The following is a 16,438-nucleotide window of genomic DNA, read 5'->3' on the forward strand; positions in this document are numbered from 1 at the left end:
ATGAGGGCACGACTGCGCGACATCGCCGAACAGGCGAGCGTGTCCGAGGCCACCGTGTCCCGAGTGCTCAACGGCAAGCCGGGGGTGGCCGAGTCGACACGCCAGGCCGTCCTCACGGCGCTCGACGTCCTCGGCTACGACCGACCGAGTCGCTTGCGCCGCAAGAGCGCCGGGCTCGTCGGCCTCATCGTGCCGGAGCTGACCAACCCGATCTTCCCGGCCTTCGCCCAGATCATCGAGAACTCCCTCGCGCAGAACGGCTACACGCCGGTGCTGTGCACGCAGGTCGCGGGGGGAGTGCACGAGGACGACTACGTCCAGATGCTCCTCGAGCGCGGTGTCGCCGGCATCATCTTCATCTCCGGCCTGCACGCCGACACGACGACCGACTCCGCCCGCTACGTCGCGCTGCGTGACCGCAACCTGCCGCTCGTCCTTGTCAACGGCTACATCGAGGGCGTCGACGCGCCCTTCATCAGCAACGACGACGTCGCCTCGATGGGCCTTGCGCTCGAGCACCTCGTGAGCCTGGGGCACCGCGAGATCGGTCTGGCAGTCGGACCCGACCGCTACGTGCCGGTCATCCGCAAGATCGCGGGCTTCCGCCACTCGATGCAGGAGCTGACCGGTCGCTCCGACGTCGACGACCTCATCGAGCGCTCGCTCTTCTCCGTCGAGGGCGGGGCGACCGCGGCCGGGCGTCTGCTCGACCGTGGCGCCACAGCCGTCGTATGCGGCTCGGACCTCATGGCGCTGGGCGCCATCCGCGAGGCCCGCAAGCGCGGCCTCAACGTCCCGCGCGACTTCTCGGTCGTCGGCTACGACGACTCGACGCTCATCGCCTTCACCGACCCGCCACTCACGACGGTGCGCCAGAGCGTCAACGCCATGAGTGCTGCGACGGTGCGTGCCCTGCTCGACGAGATCGCCGGGCAGCCTTCTCCCCGCGCCGAATACGTCTTCCGACCCGAGCTGGTCGTCCGCGGCTCGACGGGCGCTGTCCGGCGCCACTGAGCGTCCGCGCGACGTGGGGGAGTGCGGCCTTCCGGCGCTGGGCGCCGGCTCCAGCCCTCGACCGGCGGTCCGGGTTCTCGGCCTCCGGGGCCTCCACCGTTTCGGGACCGCGGCGCCGGGGCGGTCGAGGGCGTGGGGTTACGCCCACCGTTTGGGGGCCGCGGCGTCGAGGTGGTGCGCGTATGCCGGGTGGCCCGGTCGCCCGGTTCAGCTCGCGACGTGGGCGGCGGAGCAGAGGGACTGGAGTCGCGTCAGCAGGGCGGCCACGGCCGGCTCGTCGTCGACGCGGTAACGGGCGGCGGTCGAGCCGGTGCCGACCTTGACGGTGACGTCCTCGGGCCGGCGCATGCGCATGAACGCGTCCTCGTCGGTGACGTCGTCGCCGAGGTAGACGCGCGCGACGGCGCCGACGTGGCGCCCGAGCGCCGTGACGGCAGATCCCTTGTCGGCGTGGGAGACCGACAGCTCGAGCACCGACTTGCCCTTGAGCACCTTGACGCCGGGGTGGTCGAGGGCGACCCGCCGGGCGTCGGCGATGGCGGCGTCACCGACGTCGCGCGGGAGGCCGCGGACGTGGACGACGACGGCGGCCGACTTGTACTCGATCCCGGCCTCGGGGTGGTGCTCCTTGACGAGCGACTCGATGTCGGTGCGCAGCTCGGCCAGCGTCACCTCGTCGTCAGGGGTCACGGCTGCCGCCTCCATGGCCTCGCGCACGGCCCCGCTCGACGACTCGGCGCCGTGGCTGCCGATGAGGACGATCGGCTCGTCCTCGGTGATGCCGGTGAGGGCCCGCAGCGTGTCGAGGTCACGTCCCGAGACGACGGCGACGTGGACGCCCGGCAGGTTCGCGAGCGACCGCAGCGTGTCGATGCTGCCCGCCACGGGCGTGGCGTTCATGGGGTCGGCGTCGAACGGTGCGAGCACCCCGTCGAAGTCGGTGGCGACGAGCAGGACCGGGGCGGCCGCCGCCTCCTCGAGCGCCTCCGCGGACGGCGCGGTGGCGCTCACGACCCCGCCCTGTCCGCGACACCGCGCGACCCGCTGCGGGACTCGCTGCGGGACTCGCTGGGGGCGGGCATGAGCGGAGTCTCCTCCGCGTGCGGGGTCGGCTGCGGGCGTGCCTCGGCCCCCGGCAGCTCGGGCGCCGCGGCGAGCGCGGCAAGATAGCGCGCCGCCCAGCGCTGGACGTCGTGGTCGGAGACGCGCCGGCGCAGCGCCTTCATGATCCGCTGCTTGTCCTTCTCGGGGGTGTTGATGGCGCGCAGGATCGTCTGCTTGAGGCCCTCGATGTCGTGCGGGTTGCACGCGAACGCCTGGTGCAGCTCGTGCCACGCGCCGGTGAACTCCGACAGCACGAGGGCGCCGCCGAGGTCGTGGCGGCACGTGACGTACTCCTTGGCGACGAGGTTCATCCCGTCGCGCAGCGGTGTCACGAGCATGACGTCGGCGGCCTGGAAGAGCGCCGCCATCTCCTCGCGAGGGTAGGAGTGGTGGAGGTAGTGCACGGCCGGTGCGCCGATCTTGCCGAGCTCGCCGTTGATGCGGCCGACGGTCTGCTCGATCTCGTTCTTGAGGTTGCGGTAGGCGTCCACCCGCTCGCGACTCGGCGTCGCGACCTGCACGAGCGTCACGTCGGGCGGTCCGATGCGCCGCTCGCTCAGCAGCTCCTCGTAGGCCTTGAGCCGGTGCCGGATGCCCTTGGTGTAGTCGAGCCGGTCGACGCCGAGCATGAGGACCTTGGGGTCGCCGAGGCTCTCGCGGATCTCGCGGGCGCGGGCCATGACGTCAGGCCGTCGGGCGAGCGCCTCGAGGCCCTGGAAGTCGACGGAGATCGGGATCGCGGCCGCCCGGACCTGACGGTGCGAGCCCTCGACGGTGACGCGGTCGCGCCTGGTCTGGGCACCGAGCAGCTGGCGGCAGGCACGCACGAAGTTGCGGGCGTCGGCCTGGCGCTGGAAGCCGAGGAAGTCGGCCCCGAGCAGGCCGTCGAGCAGCTGGGCGCGCCACGGCAGCTGCGCGAAGAGCTCGACGGGCGGGAAGGGGATGTGGTTGAACCACCCGATGCGCACGTCGGGTCGCAGCTTGCGCACGATCTCCGGCACGAGCTGGAGCTGGTAGTCCTGCACCCAGACCGTGGCGCCCTCGGCCGCGACCTCGGCGACGGCCTCCGCGAAGCGCCGGTTGACCGTCTGGTAGCTCGACCACCACTCGCGGTGGAAGGTCGCCGGCACGATGACGTCGTGGTAGATCGGCCAGAGGGTGTCGTTGGAGAAGCCCTCGTAGTAGTCGCGGATGTCGTCGGTCGACAGCGGCACGGGGTGCAGGTGGATGCCGTCCTCGTCGAACGGCTCGGGCGCCTCGCCGGCGTCGCCGGCCCAGCCCACCCAGGCGCCGGGCTGCGTGCGCATCACGGACTCCATGGCGGTCACGAGGCCGCCGGGGCTGCGGCGCCACTCGACCTCGCCGTCGTCGGTGACGACCTTGTCGACGGGCAGGCGGTTCGCGGCGATGACGAGGTCGTAGGTCGGCCGAGCGGACGGCACGCAATCAACTCCTGCTGCTTCGAGGGGTGGTCCTCGGGCCGCGCCGTGCTCCGGCCCGGTGGGCAGGGGTGCGGCGGGCGCGATCGGTCTCACTCTAACGAGCGAACGGTGGCGCCCGGTCCGGTCCCGTTCTAGGGTCGAGTCAGGGCATCTCTGGTGGAGCGGGTGGCCGCCTGAGGGCATCGCGCCGAGGTGAAGGAGTCGCCGTGAAGATTTCTGACGTGCTGCGCTACAAGGGCAGCGAGGTCATCACCGTCAAGCCCGACGAGACCGTCGCCGGCCTGCTCGCACTGCTGGCCGAGCACCGGATCGGTGCGGTGGTCGTCAGCACCGACGGCTCGAGCGTCGACGGGATCGTCAGCGAGCGCGACGTCGTCCGCCACCTCCACAGCACGGGCACGAGCGTGCTCGAGGCGCCGGTGTCGCAGATCATGACGAGCGAGGTCACCACCGGTTCGGCCGACGACAACATCGCCGACCTCGCCGGGACGATGACCGAGATGCGGGTGCGCCACGTGCCGATCGTCGACGCCGACGGCAAGCTCGCTGCCATCGTCAGCATCGGTGACATCGTCAAGCACCGCCTGTCCGAGCTGCAGTCCGAGCGCGATCAGCTGCGCGACTACATCAGCAGCTGAGCACCGGGACGAAGGGGACCAACCACCACCGACCGGGACACTCCGCGGCGCGCTGCCGCAGGGTTCCTACGGCAGCGCGCCAGTCGCATACCGTAGGGGCATGACTGCGTACGACCGGACCGAGCGGGTGCCCACCCCGCGGCCCGGCGCGCGCACCGGTGGTGTGCCCGTGGTCCCGAAGCCCGGCGGTCCCGGGTCCCAGCAGCGCATCGGCCCGTACCGCCTCATCGAGGAGATCGGCGAGGGCGGCATGGGCGTCGTGCACCTCGCCCTCGACCCGCGCGGCCGCGCCGTGGCGATCAAGGTGCTGCGCGCGCACGTGGCCCATGACGCCGACGCCCGCCAGCGCCTGTCCCGTGAGGTCGAAACACTCTCGCGCATCCGCGACGCCCGGGTCGCGAGCGTCATCGACGCCGACGTCATGGCGCCCCGCCCCTACATCGTGACGCGCTACGTGCCCGGTCCGGCCCTCGACGAGGTCGTCGAGGAGCACGGCCCGCTGGCGCCCGCCGACCTGCTGCGCCTCGCCCGCGGCATCGCCGAGGCGATCCGCGCGATCCACGCGTGCGGCGTCGTCCACCGCGACATCAAGCCGGGCAACGTCCTCATCGAGGACGGCGACCCGGTGCTCATCGACTTCGGCATCGCGCACCTGCAGGACGACGTGCGCCACACCGTCGGCGGGCTCGTCATGGGCACGCCCGGCTACCTCTCGCCCGAGCTCGTCGAGGGTGCCGCCATCACCGACGCCACCGACTGGTGGGGCTGGGCCGCCACGATCACGTATGCCGCGTCCGGCCGTCCGCCGTTCGGCCGCGCCCGCATGGACGCCGTGCTCACCCGGGTCCGCGCCGGTGACGTCGACCTCGAGGGCGTCGACCCTCGGCTCGTGCCGCTGCTGCGCGCGTCGCTGTCACCCGACCCGAGGCTGCGGCCCCACGCCGACCAGGTCATCGCGGCGCTCGAGCTCTACGCCGCGGGGCGTGCGGCGACCGTGCCGACGCCGAGCGGCAACCCCTGGGACGACGGCCGCGCCGCGACTCCGGGCGACACACAGGTGGTCCAGAACGGCAGCACCGCCGTCATGCCGCCCGTGACGCCGGCGACTGCGCACCCGGCCGATACCCCGGTGCGGTGGGCCCCGCCCCCGACCGGCGCCCCGGCGCCCGCACCCGACCCGGCGGCATACGACCACGGCTGGGACGACGAGCCGGCGTCGGACCACGAGTGGGGCGGAGCGCAGGACTACGACGCCCTCCACGGGCACGGGGGCGAGGACGTCGAGCAGGCCCAGCAGGGCTACTGGCCCGAGGACGAGTGGGACGAGGAGGCGGAGCCGGCCCCGCGCGAGGGCGACCCCCGCATCGGCCTGCCGATGCGCACCGGCCTGCTGGCCGCCGTCGGCATCGCCTGGATCGGTGCCCTCATGGCCTGGCCGGGCATCGCCCTGCTCGTGCTCGTGGTGCTGTCGGCGCTCGCCCGCGCCACCGACCGCTCCGTCACGGCGCTCGTGCTGCGCCGCTACGACTTCGGGCGTCGGCGCAGCGACGTGCCCTTCGCCGTCGTCTCGAGCCCGTGGCACCTCGTCGTCGGCATCATCGCGACCGGGGTGGGACTGCTCCTGCCCGTCGCCGTGGCGCTCGCGGGGATCTTCGCGGCCGCCCTGCTCCTCGCCGGGACACAGGGGAGCGACCTCGGGCCCGGCGCCCCGATCACGCTCGCCGTCGGCGGCGTCCTGGGCCTGCTCATGCTGTGGTGGGGACCCGGCGGTGCCTCGCTGCGGCGGGGGTCGCGCTCGATCGCGCGGCGCCTCGTGCCGGCCGGCCTCGCCGCGCAGATCGTGTCCGGGCTGCTCGCCGTCTTCGGCGTCGTGGCCGCTCTCGTGGCGCTCCAGCACGGCACGAGCCTCACGTGGGACCCGTTCACGGCCAACCCGTTCGGGCACTGACGGCCGCGCACCGCCGCGTCTGTAGGCCCGCCCGGTGGGGTCTGTGGGTGCCTGATGCGACCTCTGTGCGGGCCCTGTGTCCCTAGCGCATCAACCCCTGTCAGAGGCTGGGAAAAGATCACGGAAGTGTCTCGACATTCCTTGTGCAGGGCTGGAACGTCCCGTACCGTCAGTGCTCGGCGGCCTCGACTCTCGGGTCGGACGGGAGCTGCAGCACTTGGCTCCCGGGTCGCTTCGTCGCGTCCGGCTCCACACGAACGCTCCCACAACTTCACATGGACACCCATCAATCCGTTCCCTGAGCGCGCCGAGCCTCGCCAGCCAGGGATGCAGCCCACAGCCGTGGGCCGGGCGAGGACGGGGGACCCAGTGTGACCAGTGAGTGCATGTGTGTCGAAGCGCATGACAAGAGGACGAGATCTGGTCTCGGGGTGAAGTCGCATCCGCGACAGGGCACCTGACGCCCCAACCCGACAGCTAACCCCGCAGGCGCGCGTCAGGAAGGAAACACCATGCAGTACATGTCGAAGCATGCTGCGACCAAGAAGGTCTCGGTCAAGCAGCGCATCGCGGGAGTCGGTATCGCTGGAGCCGCCACCATCGTCGGTGGCATCGCCACGGGCGGGTCGGCCAAGGCGGCCTCCGTCTGGGACCGCGTCGCCCAGTGCGAGTCGAGCGGCAACTGGCACATCAACACCGGCAACGGCTACTACGGCGGACTCCAGTTCGTGCAGAGCACGTGGCGCGGCTACGGCGGCACGGCCTTCGCACCGCGCGCGGACCTCGCCACCAGGGCCGAGCAGATCGCCGTCGCGCAGCGTGTGCTCGCCTCCCAGGGCCCCGGCGCCTGGCCGGTGTGCTCGCAGCGCGCGGGCCTGACGCGCGCCAACGGCGGCGCCACGTCGACCCCGGTCTCGCGGTCGACCGTGCGCAAGCCGGTGACGACGAAGAAGGTCGTCAAGAAGAAGACGTATGCCGTCACGTCCACCAAGAAGAACACTGCCAAGGGCGCCAAGATCACCGTCCGCAGTGGTGACACCCTCGGCAAGATCGCCGCGCGCTACCACGTGGCCGGCGGCTGGAAGTCCCTCTGGAAGGCGAACGGGGCCCGGGTCACCAACCCGAACCTCATCTTCGTGGGTCAGACTCTGCGACTCCCGTGAGTTCCTGATACAACTGAGCCGGACGGCCTCGCGCGACCAACCCCTGGGTTTGCGCGGGGCCGTCCTTTCGTCTCCCCCGGCCGAGCCGTGTGGGCGTATGCGGTCCGGCTCGGCTACGCTTTCGCCCGTCCGCGGCGCTCGCGCCGGGACGTGCTGGCGTGGCGCAACTGGTAGCGCACCTGTCTTGTAAACAGGCGGTTAGGGGTTCGAGTCCCCTCGCCAGCTCGGAATTTGATTGGTGCATAAGGGAACTGGCCTCCCAGCCGCACCTGTTTCTCATCTGTTATCTCAAAAGGTGGCGTCGGTTCCGAAAGGGACTTTGACCTGCGGAAACGTCGCTAGCCGGGCCGCCGTGGGCCCGGAAGTTGTGGATGCTTGTGTCCCTGAACTCGGCGTCTAATCGCACATGGATCGCACGACAGGGCCGGGTTTGTGGGTCACGGCAGCGTGCTCGAGGCATCTGATCGCCGCCTGAGTGGGGCCGCATCGCCTCGCAGCGCGCCGGGGACTCTTCGGACATGCCGGGTGGTTCAACGGGCCCGCCCCTCCCCGCGTGCGCGAGCCACCGACCGGTAAGAACCGGTGTGCGGACGGACTGGTGGGTAGGTGACGAGGCACAGCACCCAGCTGTCGTTCGCGCTGAGCAAAGGGGTCACCTCCCTGACGAAAGACCTGAGCAGCGGCAAGAACCGCAAGAACCTGAAGAGTCTTCCTTCGCCTTGCCCGAGCAGATGAAGTATCCGTATCCGATCCTCGATCTCGAGCATGCGCGGAATGCGCTGGCTCGGGTGGCACAGCACGGCACCGCGGCCGAGCAGGAGAAGGTCCGCGCGGCCGTGGTGAAGAAGTACCCGAGCCTGAAGAAGGACGACTGAACGCAACCCGATCGGCGGCTACAACCAGCCCAACCTCTTCCGGATCCACGGGTTCTTGAGCACGCTTGATTTCACCGCCCAACATGCCGAGCTCACGATCACCCGGCTTGGATGGTTCCTCCACACGCCCCGAGTCGCGCGATCGCAAAGCTGTGTCTATTCGCCGCCAGTCAACCCCCCGAGCGGTTGGCAGCCCTTCCGCACGACGGCCCGGCGGGGCGCGCGCCGTTCCGGACTTGCGACGCGGCTCCGTGCGGCGGACAAGCCATCGCCGGGCGAGGCCGATGCGGCGGACGGCCGGCTATATGACGCGAGGTCCTTGCGCATGTGCGTCATCGAGTTCCTCAATGAGAAGATGAGCTCCGCGGAGGTGCTCGGAGTCGAGCTCCAGCAGTTCGCCCAGGGCGAGCGTGTGGCGTGCGTGCCACGCGTGGTCGGGCAGACCAATGCAGCAGCGACGTCGTGGCGAGGGTCAGCGACTGGGCTACGAGCTCGAGGCCCGCGTCCCCTAGACCGAAATTGGACGAACGGTGCCTCCGGCCAGGGCCGAAGGGTGGGGAGCCAGAACGTCAACGTCAGCGACGCGAAGGCCAACGGACGGCTTCGGCTGATGATCAGCACCAACGATCAGCGAAGCGCAGCGGCCCAGACCGATCCCTGTCAAACTGCAGTACTCGGTACGTCGGACTGAAGTGGGCAGCGCCGAACGTGTATCACCGGGTCCAGGCCGGCGTTCTGTTGATGCAGGTGCGCTGCCTGCAGTTCGAGGAAACCTATGAGCCGTGAGTATCTAGATTTCGACCTCGCTCTCACGCCTGAGGGCCAGGGGTATGCCGCGCGCGTTGAGTCCTCGCCGGCCGGCCAGGTGTCCGCCCCCTTCACGCCGCCGTTCACGGATGACGAGCTCTTCGACTTCAAGGTGGCGGTCGGGCCTCCGCGCGTCGCCACACGACGCCTCGCGCCTGCCCCGCGGCGAGATGTGGGGATTGAGGACTACGGCCGGCGGCTCGCCGACGCACTGCTGTCGGGTGACGTCGCTCGAGCCTTCCGGGACAGCCTGGCCACAGCGGCCGCCCAGGACAAAGACCTGCGGCTGCGCCTCCGCCTCGACAAGGTGCCCGAGATCGCGACGGTGCCGTGGGAGTACCTCTACGACACCCGCCTCGACCGGTTCCTCACCTTGTCGCAGGACACGCCGATCGTTCGTCTCATCGCCTCAGCCGACCGGCCAGTGATCGACATCCAGCCGCCGTTGCGGGTGCTCGTCATGAGCGCCAGCCCGACTGACATGCCCAAGCTCGAGGTCGACCGCGAGCTGCAGCTGCTCCGGGCCACCACGGGGGACCTCGTCAAGAGCGGGCAGCTCGAAGTCGTCGTCTTCGAGCATGCGACCCTCACCCAGCTTCACCGAGCCCTGCTCGATGACTACCACGCCTTTCACTTCATCGGTCACGGTGGCTTCGACCGCCATGAGCAGACGGGCTTCCTCGCCCTCGAGAACGACGACGGCACCGCAAAACTGGTCAGCGGCAAGAATCTCGGCACGTTGCTCCACGACGCTCGCCACCTGCAGCTCGCCGTCCTCAACGCGTGCGAGGGGTCCATGACCTCCGGCCGCAACTCGTTCAGCGGCGTCGGTCAGGCACTGGTTCATCAGGGTCTGCCAGCCGTCGTCGCGATGCAGACCGAGATCTCCGACCGCGCCGCGCTCGTGTTCAGCCACGAGTTCTACTGGTTCCTCAGTCGAGGGCTGAGCATCGATGCAGCGATCTGCGAGGTCCGCAAGGCGATGGCCGTGTCCGCCGACGCCTCCGAGTGGGGCACCGCGGTGCTCCTGCGCTCAGGATCTGCGCAGCCGTTCAACATCACGGAGCTCGTGAGACGGACGCCGAACCGGCAGGACCGGATCGAGTCGCTCTACTCCGCGGCACAGGGCGCTCTCGCCTCGGAGGATACGAGCACGGCGCTGCCGCTGCTGCAACAGATCGCGGCCGAGAGTCCGGACTACGCGGACGTGACCGAGATCCTCGAGCGGGTCCAGCCCGAACCCGGCGACGCGACGGACACCCCGACGGACACTCCGGCACACGCGCCGGAAGACCTGCGCACGGAACTGCCAACGGACGAGCAGGCCGAGCAGGTCGCTCCACCAACGGAGTCCGCGACGCAGGTCCCCTCCGGCACTCGCCACCCGGCCGCGTCGCGCCTGCTCGGTGTCCGGACCAGCATCTGGACGCTGGGTGCACTCGCGGCCATCGTGGTCGCGGGCTGGCTCGTGTGGCGACACCTCCCTACTCTGCTGCAGAGGCTGGAACCGGTTGTCGCGATGGCGTGCGGATCCCACCCGACCGATAGCACCGGCATGCCGGCGAAGGCTACGACGGACCTCGCCGTCGGCTGCGCCGCCCTCACGCCGACAGTCGACGGCTCCTTCGACGACTGGCGCTCGGTCCCGGTCCAGCCGATCGACACTCCGGTCTCGGGATACGAGCCCTCCCCCCGCAACGGACAGCGCGGCACGTGGCACGCATTGTGGGACAACGAAGCTCTCTTCTTGCACGCCGTCGTGACTGACTCCTCGGTGCGCCCCGTCGACGTGAACGACCCGCCCCACTGGTACTACGGGGACGCGGTCTCGTTCGAGATCGGGCCCGACAGTACGGGCATGGCGACCACCGACCCGTTACGTCCGCGTCAGGACTTCTTCGTCATGCTCGGTGTGCTCGGCGACGACAGGGCCGGCGCGGCGGTAAGGCCCGCCGGCCGCCAGAGCGCTGGTGGCGGGGTGGACTGGTTCAGCGGTGGAACCGAAGGCAGGATCACCGCCGTCTCCCGTTCGGGCGACGAGGGCTACGAGATCGAGGCCCGCGTGCCGTGGAGCGTGATCGGCCACGCAGGCTCGCCCACGCGCGGACAGCATCTCGCGATGAACGTCACCATCAGCGACGCCGCCAAAGACGGGAAGCTAAGAATGATGCTCAGCAGTAATCCGCAGGCCACGAGGTCAAATCAGCTGCATCCGGCGACGTGGCAGAGCGTCGCCCTGACCGAAAGGTCGTGACTGTCCGGGCGACTTCATGCGCTGCTCGTCGGGATCGACGCCTATCCGCTCGGCAGGCCTCGGGCGGACGCTTGAATAGCGGCGCGGATATCGCGGACAAGATTGGTGAAGCAGTCCCGGTACCCCGGTGCGTGTCCGGTGGGAACAAGGTCGTTCTGGGCGCCGATGATCTGGTCCTCGGCCGCACGCGGGAGGCCGACGCTGTGGCGGCGACCGCCGATCCATAGCGAGCCCGGATTCTATTGGTCGAACTGATAGGACGCGGACGCGGCTCGACCGTCATCATCCCGGTCTCACCAGGTCGCAAGAACCGGCTGTGGCTACCAGTCGACGCCGCATGCTGGCCAAACCTCGAGTAGCCCCCGCCCATCGGTGACAACGCTTGAACCATGCTCACCGCTCTCTCCCGATGAGGGAGGGAGTGGCCATGACGGAGGTGACCGTGGCCGAGACGCGGACGAAGGTCGACCTCGATGTCTTCGTCCCCGCGCGCGGCCCGGGGTTGCCCTTGATGGCCTGGCTGCTGACGGGTGACCGGCAACGCGCCGAGGACCTGGCACAGACCGCGCTCGGCAAGGCGTGGCCGCGCTGCGAGTCCGGATCTTCACAGCGACCCGCTTGCCCGAGCGGACATGGCTGGTCATGGGTAATCGCACGAGGATCGCACGAGGCGCCGACGAGCGGCGGCGCCGGGCCGTGTTTGTGCAAGGCAGCGCCGTTTTCAGGGGTCGCGCCGGTCGAAGGCTTGTAAACAGGCGGTTAGGGGTTCGAGTCCCCTCGCCAGCTCTCTGACCACCGCAAAGCTGCTCGACGACAGGCTCACCACCGGGTCACCCACTGCTCTGCCTACCTTTTCGCCGGGGCAGGATCCTGGTCATCCGCTCCCGTGACGCACGTCGTGCGGCAAGGCGGGTCGGGCACCACCCCGTGGCGGAGTCCGTCCCCCGTCCGTTCGTGCCGCCCTCGGGTAGCAGTTCACGTGATGGCCACGGCGGTGCCGGTGACCTCGATCTCGGCTCGATCGGCGCGGATATCGACGACGAGGTGTCCAGGTCGCCCGAGATCCTCACCCTGATGGATGGTGACGGTTGCGGGTAGCGGCACGAGCTGGAGATCGCGGAGGTACGCGCCGAGCGCAGCGGCCGCGGCGCCGGTCGCGGGATCCTCGACGACGCCGCCTGGCGGGAACGGATTGCGCGAGTGAAAGAGCGAGCCGGCCTCGCGCCAGACCAGCTGGATCGTCGTCCATTCGCGCGCGGCCATGAGTGTCGCCAGCCGGTCGAAGTCGTAGTCGAGCGCGGCGAGGCGCCGGCGCGTGGCCGCGGCGATCACGGGATGCCAGGCGCCGGCATAGCCGATGCGTGGCGGCAGTGCGGGGTCGAGGTCGGCGGTGCCCCAGCCGAGTGACGCGAGCAGCTCCTCGAGATCCGCGGGTCCGATAGGGGAGATCCGCGCTGGCACGCTGGTGAGTGTCGCCAGGATGCGGCCGTCAGGATCGCGCCGGGTCTTGACCGGAACCGGGCCGCCGGCCGTAGCCAGGACGACCTCGCCAGGCCCGTCGCGCTCGGCCAGGGCCACCGCCGTGGCAATGGTGGCGTGACCGCAGAACGGGACCTCGGCCAGCGGTGAGAAGTAGCGGATGTCGGTGCCGCACAGGAAGGCCGTCTCGCTGTATCCCAGGTCGGCGGCGATCGCGAGCATGCGATCGTCACTCAACCCGGCCGCATCGAGCACGACACCAGCGGGGTTGCCGCCGTCGGGATGATCCGAGAACGCCACGTACCGTTGCACGGCCTCGCTCATGTCGGCATCATCGCAGGCCTGACCGCTTGCGGATGCCTCATGTGCGGGGTGCAGACGTCGCCGCTGGGCCCGGACGGACCTGAGAGCTGGGGTCGATCAAGGCCTTCCGGCGTGCCTCGACGAGTGAGCGGGTCCGCCGTCCTCGAGCAGGACGCGAACGGCTGGGAGGCCGTAGATGAAGGAGAGACGCTCGCCATCGGTGCGCGGGATGGGCGCGACCGCCCGCAGCTGCGGGAAACGCACTGCGAGCCGGGGCAGTGTCGTTCGCAGCTCGAGGCGCGCCAGCTCGGCACCGATGCACCGGTGCGGACCATGACCGAACGCGAGGTGAGTTCGAGGTCGGCCATCCGGCAGAAACTGGGCGGCGTCGTCGACGAACTTCGCGTCGCGGTTGGCCGCGCTGAGCGAGCAGACCACCAGGTCTCCGGCGAGGACGCGCTCGCCGCCGAGCTCCGCGTCTGCCAGCGCCACCCGGGGGAACGCCACCTGCACGACCGAGGTGTAGCGCAAGAGCTCCTCGACCCATCGGTCCACACCTTTACGGTCATCGTCCCGCAGGAGGTGTGCCGCCACGGAGTCCGTTCCGAGCAGGTATCCGCCCAGCGCCAACGCGCTCGTGGTGGACTCGAGTCCGCCGGTCCACAGGCCGTCGGCCAGACCTGCGATCTGGGTGTCGGTCAGCTCGGTGCCGTGATCGCGCAGGAGACGGCCGATGAGTCCCGGTGCCGGGTGTGCGCGTTGACGGCGCACGACCTCGAGGAGATGGCCGATGGCGTCGGAGATCGGTCCGAAAGGTCCCCCGCCTGATCCCGCGAGGTCGAACCGCTGGGAACTGAGCCGATGGAGCACGGCGTGCTCATCCTCATCGAGACCCAGCATCATGGAGATGGTGCGGGCGGCGACCGGACGGGCCAGGTGCTCGACGAGATCGACCGGCTCACCTGCGTCTCCGAGCCTTGACAGGTCGTCCAAGGCGTCGTCGACGATGCCCTCGATGAGCGGCTGCAGGTCCTGGAGGCGACGCCCGGTGAACTCGGGGACGAGCAGATGCCGCAGCCGCGTGTGCTCGGGCGGGTCGCACAAGCCCAGACCGCCAAGGTGGTGCTTCCCTGCGGCCGATGCCCCGAGCCGACCCACCAGGTCGTTGCTGTAGCCGGCGGAGTCCGCGAGCACCGAGCGCACGTCCGGGTACCCGGTCACGAGCCACCCGCGGAACCGGAACGGGAGCCGAAGCCTCGTCACAGCGTCTCGGTCGAGGAGGGCCGCCACCGGGTCGAGCCCATCGCGACGCACGAGGGTGTAGGCATCCTCGGGTACGCGGGGCCAAGCACGCGCGTGCCTGCCGTCTGCGCGGCGGCCGAGCATCCACAGGAGCCCACGTCCAGCGGCCCTCTGGAGCAAGCCGGTTCGCATGGCCCACCGTCGCACGTCGATGCCCGTCGGTCTGCGTTTTCGGGACCATTGGCCGAATCCCGCGAGATGGACCGCAAGATCCACGGGGGGCTGCCACGATGACCCGTGAAGGGGCCCACCGCCAGGCGGGTCCGGGAGAGTCTCGGGGGGTGAGGGGCGAGCGTGACCAGTCGTGCTGACCTCATCGTGTCCGGCCTGACCGTGGAGCTGGGCTCAGGCCCCAGCTGCGTCCGGCCCCTGGAGAACCTGTCATTCGTCGGTACCGATGGTCGGCTCATGGTGGTGTGCGCCCCGAGCGGCGGGGGCAAGACCACGCTGCTGTCGGTCCTGGCCGGCTTGTTGACACCGGCTCGAGGCTCCGTCACCTTCTCGGGCCGCGAGCTCGCGCTCTCGTCACGTCCGCAGATGCTGCAGCACCGTCGGGACTGCGTGGGCCTGGCGTTCCAGTCGTTCAACTTGATCGCCAGTCTCGATGCCGTCGAGAACGTCATGGCGCCGCTGCTGATGACGGGCGTCCAGCGCTCGGTCGCTCGACGGCGCGCCACCGAGCTCTTGTCCGGGATGGGTCTCGCTCACCGCTTGCACCACCGACCCGGGAGTCTCTCGGGCGGCGAGCAGCAGCGGGTCGCGATCGCGCGCGGCCTCGTCGGAGATCCTCCGCTGTTCTTGGCCGACGAGCCGACCGCCCACCTGGATCAACCGCAGGTCGGCGCGATGTTGACGCTCCTCCGCTCGCTCGTCCGGCCGGGTCGACTCGTCCTCGTCGCCACGCATGATCTCCGAGTAATACAGGCCGCCGACGACGTGGTGGACCTGACCACGCCATGCTGACCATCACCTTGCGCGACCTGCAGTGGCGAGCCCGCCGCATCGTCGTGGGCGTCTGCGCGGCCATGCTCGTCTTCGCCGTCACCCTGTTGCTCCAGTCCGTTCACGACAGCTTCCTCGAGGAGACGGACCGGACCATCACCTTCTTCGGCGGTGACGCCTGGGTCGTGACGCGAGGTCTGGCAGGTCCCTTCACCACGAACTCCCCGATGAGGACCTCGACGGCGGAGCTGATCGCGGACCCCCCTCGAGCAGTCGCCATGACCCCGGTGGCGATCTTCCGACACGTCGTCGACGGGGCCCAGTCCAGCGGTCCCGTCGACGTCAACGTCATCGCCTACCGTCCCGATGGTGTCGTCCAGCCTCGACCGACCGCAGGCCGGCCGCCTCGCGCCGAGGGCGAGGTCGCGGTCGACGAGAGCCTGGGCGTCCCGCTCGGAACAACCTTGACGCTCGCCGGTGTTCGTCTGACGGTGGTCGGAACCCTTGCCGGGCTGACGTACAACGGGGGTACGCCTACCGTGGTCATGACGCTCTCTCAGGGCCAGGCCATCGCCTACCACGGCGACGACCTGGCCAGCGCGCTCGTCATGCGGGGCAAACCCGCCGTTCTCCCACCAGACCTGGTGGTCATGACGCCGCGCGATGTCCGGGACGACCTACGCCGACCACTTCAGGTCGCGACCAGGACCCTTGGCCTCCTCTCTGTCCTCCTCTGGCTCGTGGCCGGCAGCATCGTGGCCTTCGTCTGCTACCTTTCGGCCCTCGACCGAGTGCGCGACGTGGCCGTCCTCAAGGCCATCGGTGCCGCTCCATGGCGGCTTTGCGCGACCCCTCTGATCGAGGGTCTCGCCGTGTCGGTGGCCGCCGCGGCCGGCGCGGTCCTCCTCGCGCAGGCACTCTTGCCGGCCTTTCCGCTGACCATCGGCCTCGGCCTCACCCCGTGCCTGGTGCTCGCGGTGGTCGCCATCGGTCTCGGGGTCGTGGCGAGCGTCGCTGGTATCACGCGAGTCCTCCGGGTGGACCCCGCCCTCGCGTTGGCAGGACCTTAGGCGAAGGGACGCGCCCACATCGGCGTCGGCCCGAGGAGGCGTCGATACGTGACGCGTCGGGTGCACGACCTCGCCGACGACCTGAGGACGTTCTGGA

The 16,438-nt window shown here is 70.0% G+C and carries 12 protein-coding genes, 2 tRNA genes and 1 riboswitch; of the genes, 10 read left to right on the plus strand and 4 right to left on the minus strand.

Annotated elements, in window-relative coordinates:
* Window positions 1–1,014: a LacI family DNA-binding transcriptional regulator gene (locus tag ASG96_RS06390; RefSeq protein WP_056752307.1), complete on the plus strand. Its 1,014-nt coding sequence runs from the start codon at window positions 1–3 to the stop codon at window positions 1,012–1,014.
* A 207-nt stretch (window positions 1,015–1,221) separates the two neighbouring features.
* Here the strand turns inward: ASG96_RS06390 and otsB are convergent, their stop codons facing one another.
* Together otsB and ASG96_RS06400 are read right to left on the minus strand one after the other, a co-directional pair.
* Complete coding sequence (otsB, locus tag ASG96_RS06395; RefSeq protein WP_057587393.1) at window positions 1,222–2,025, minus strand: trehalose-phosphatase; 804 nt, start codon at window positions 2,023–2,025, stop codon at window positions 1,222–1,224.
* Window positions 2,022–3,560 (minus strand): trehalose-6-phosphate synthase, encoded by a 1,539-nt coding sequence (locus ASG96_RS06400; protein ID WP_056752313.1) that lies wholly within the window; start codon window positions 3,558–3,560, stop codon window positions 2,022–2,024. The genes otsB and ASG96_RS06400 overlap by 4 nt, the downstream gene beginning before the upstream one ends.
* A 206-nt stretch (window positions 3,561–3,766) precedes the next feature.
* Here ASG96_RS06400 and ASG96_RS06405 point away from each other — a divergent pair, with 206 nt between their 5' ends.
* The 7 genes from ASG96_RS06405 (at window position 3,767) to ASG96_RS23160 (ending at window position 12,028) form a co-directional block, all read left to right on the plus strand.
* Window positions 3,767–4,198, plus strand: a complete 432-nt coding sequence (locus ASG96_RS06405; protein ID WP_056752316.1) for a CBS domain-containing protein — start codon at window positions 3,767–3,769, stop codon at window positions 4,196–4,198.
* 100 nt (window positions 4,199–4,298) lie between these two features.
* The gene (locus ASG96_RS06410; protein ID WP_057587394.1) at window positions 4,299–6,146 is read left to right on the plus strand and encodes a serine/threonine-protein kinase; all 1,848 of its coding nucleotides are present in this window, start codon (window positions 4,299–4,301) and stop codon (window positions 6,144–6,146) included.
* Between the two features lie 295 nt (window positions 6,147–6,441).
* A riboswitch (cyclic di-AMP (ydaO/yuaA leader) is annotated at window positions 6,442–6,655 on the plus strand.
* 12 nt (window positions 6,656–6,667) lie between these two features.
* Window positions 6,668–7,309: a transglycosylase family protein gene (locus tag ASG96_RS24530; RefSeq protein ID WP_304437877.1), complete on the plus strand. Its 642-nt coding sequence runs from the start codon at window positions 6,668–6,670 to the stop codon at window positions 7,307–7,309.
* Between the two features lie 152 nt (window positions 7,310–7,461).
* Window positions 7,462–7,534, plus strand: a tRNA-Thr gene (locus ASG96_RS06420).
* Window positions 7,535–8,028: 494 nt separating this feature from the next.
* Complete coding sequence (locus ASG96_RS23750) at window positions 8,029–8,184, plus strand: hypothetical protein (protein ID WP_200962658.1); 156 nt, start codon at window positions 8,029–8,031, stop codon at window positions 8,182–8,184.
* A gap of 775 nt (window positions 8,185–8,959) precedes the next feature.
* Window positions 8,960–11,245, plus strand: coding sequence for a CHAT domain-containing protein (locus tag ASG96_RS06425; protein ID WP_057587397.1), 2,286 nt, complete (start codon window positions 8,960–8,962; stop codon window positions 11,243–11,245).
* Window positions 11,246–11,953: 708 nt separating this feature from the next.
* Window positions 11,954–12,028 (plus strand) — tRNA-OTHER (locus ASG96_RS23160).
* A 192-nt stretch (window positions 12,029–12,220) separates the two neighbouring features.
* Here the strand turns inward: ASG96_RS23160 and ASG96_RS06430 are convergent.
* Both ASG96_RS06430 and ASG96_RS06435 read right to left on the minus strand, forming a co-directional pair.
* Window positions 12,221–13,048, minus strand: coding sequence for a PhzF family phenazine biosynthesis protein (locus ASG96_RS06430; RefSeq protein ID WP_057587399.1), 828 nt, complete (start codon window positions 13,046–13,048; stop codon window positions 12,221–12,223).
* A 96-nt stretch (window positions 13,049–13,144) separates the two neighbouring features.
* Complete coding sequence (locus ASG96_RS06435) at window positions 13,145–14,248, minus strand: cytochrome P450 (RefSeq protein WP_162262025.1); 1,104 nt, start codon at window positions 14,246–14,248, stop codon at window positions 13,145–13,147.
* Between the two features lie 399 nt (window positions 14,249–14,647).
* Here ASG96_RS06435 and ASG96_RS06440 point away from each other — a divergent pair, with 399 nt between their 5' ends.
* Window positions 14,648–15,292, plus strand: a complete 645-nt coding sequence (locus tag ASG96_RS06440) for an ABC transporter ATP-binding protein (protein WP_157610700.1) — start codon at window positions 14,648–14,650, stop codon at window positions 15,290–15,292.
* Window positions 15,286–16,341, plus strand: coding sequence for an ABC transporter permease (locus ASG96_RS06445; protein WP_057587403.1), 1,056 nt, complete (start codon window positions 15,286–15,288; stop codon window positions 16,339–16,341). Before ASG96_RS06440 ends, ASG96_RS06445 begins: the two co-directional genes overlap by 7 nt.
* Window positions 16,342–16,438 lie beyond the last annotated feature (97 nt).

Source organism: Terrabacter sp. Soil810 (genome assembly GCF_001429645.1).
Taxonomy (GTDB): domain Bacteria; phylum Actinomycetota; class Actinomycetes; order Actinomycetales; family Dermatophilaceae; genus Terrabacter.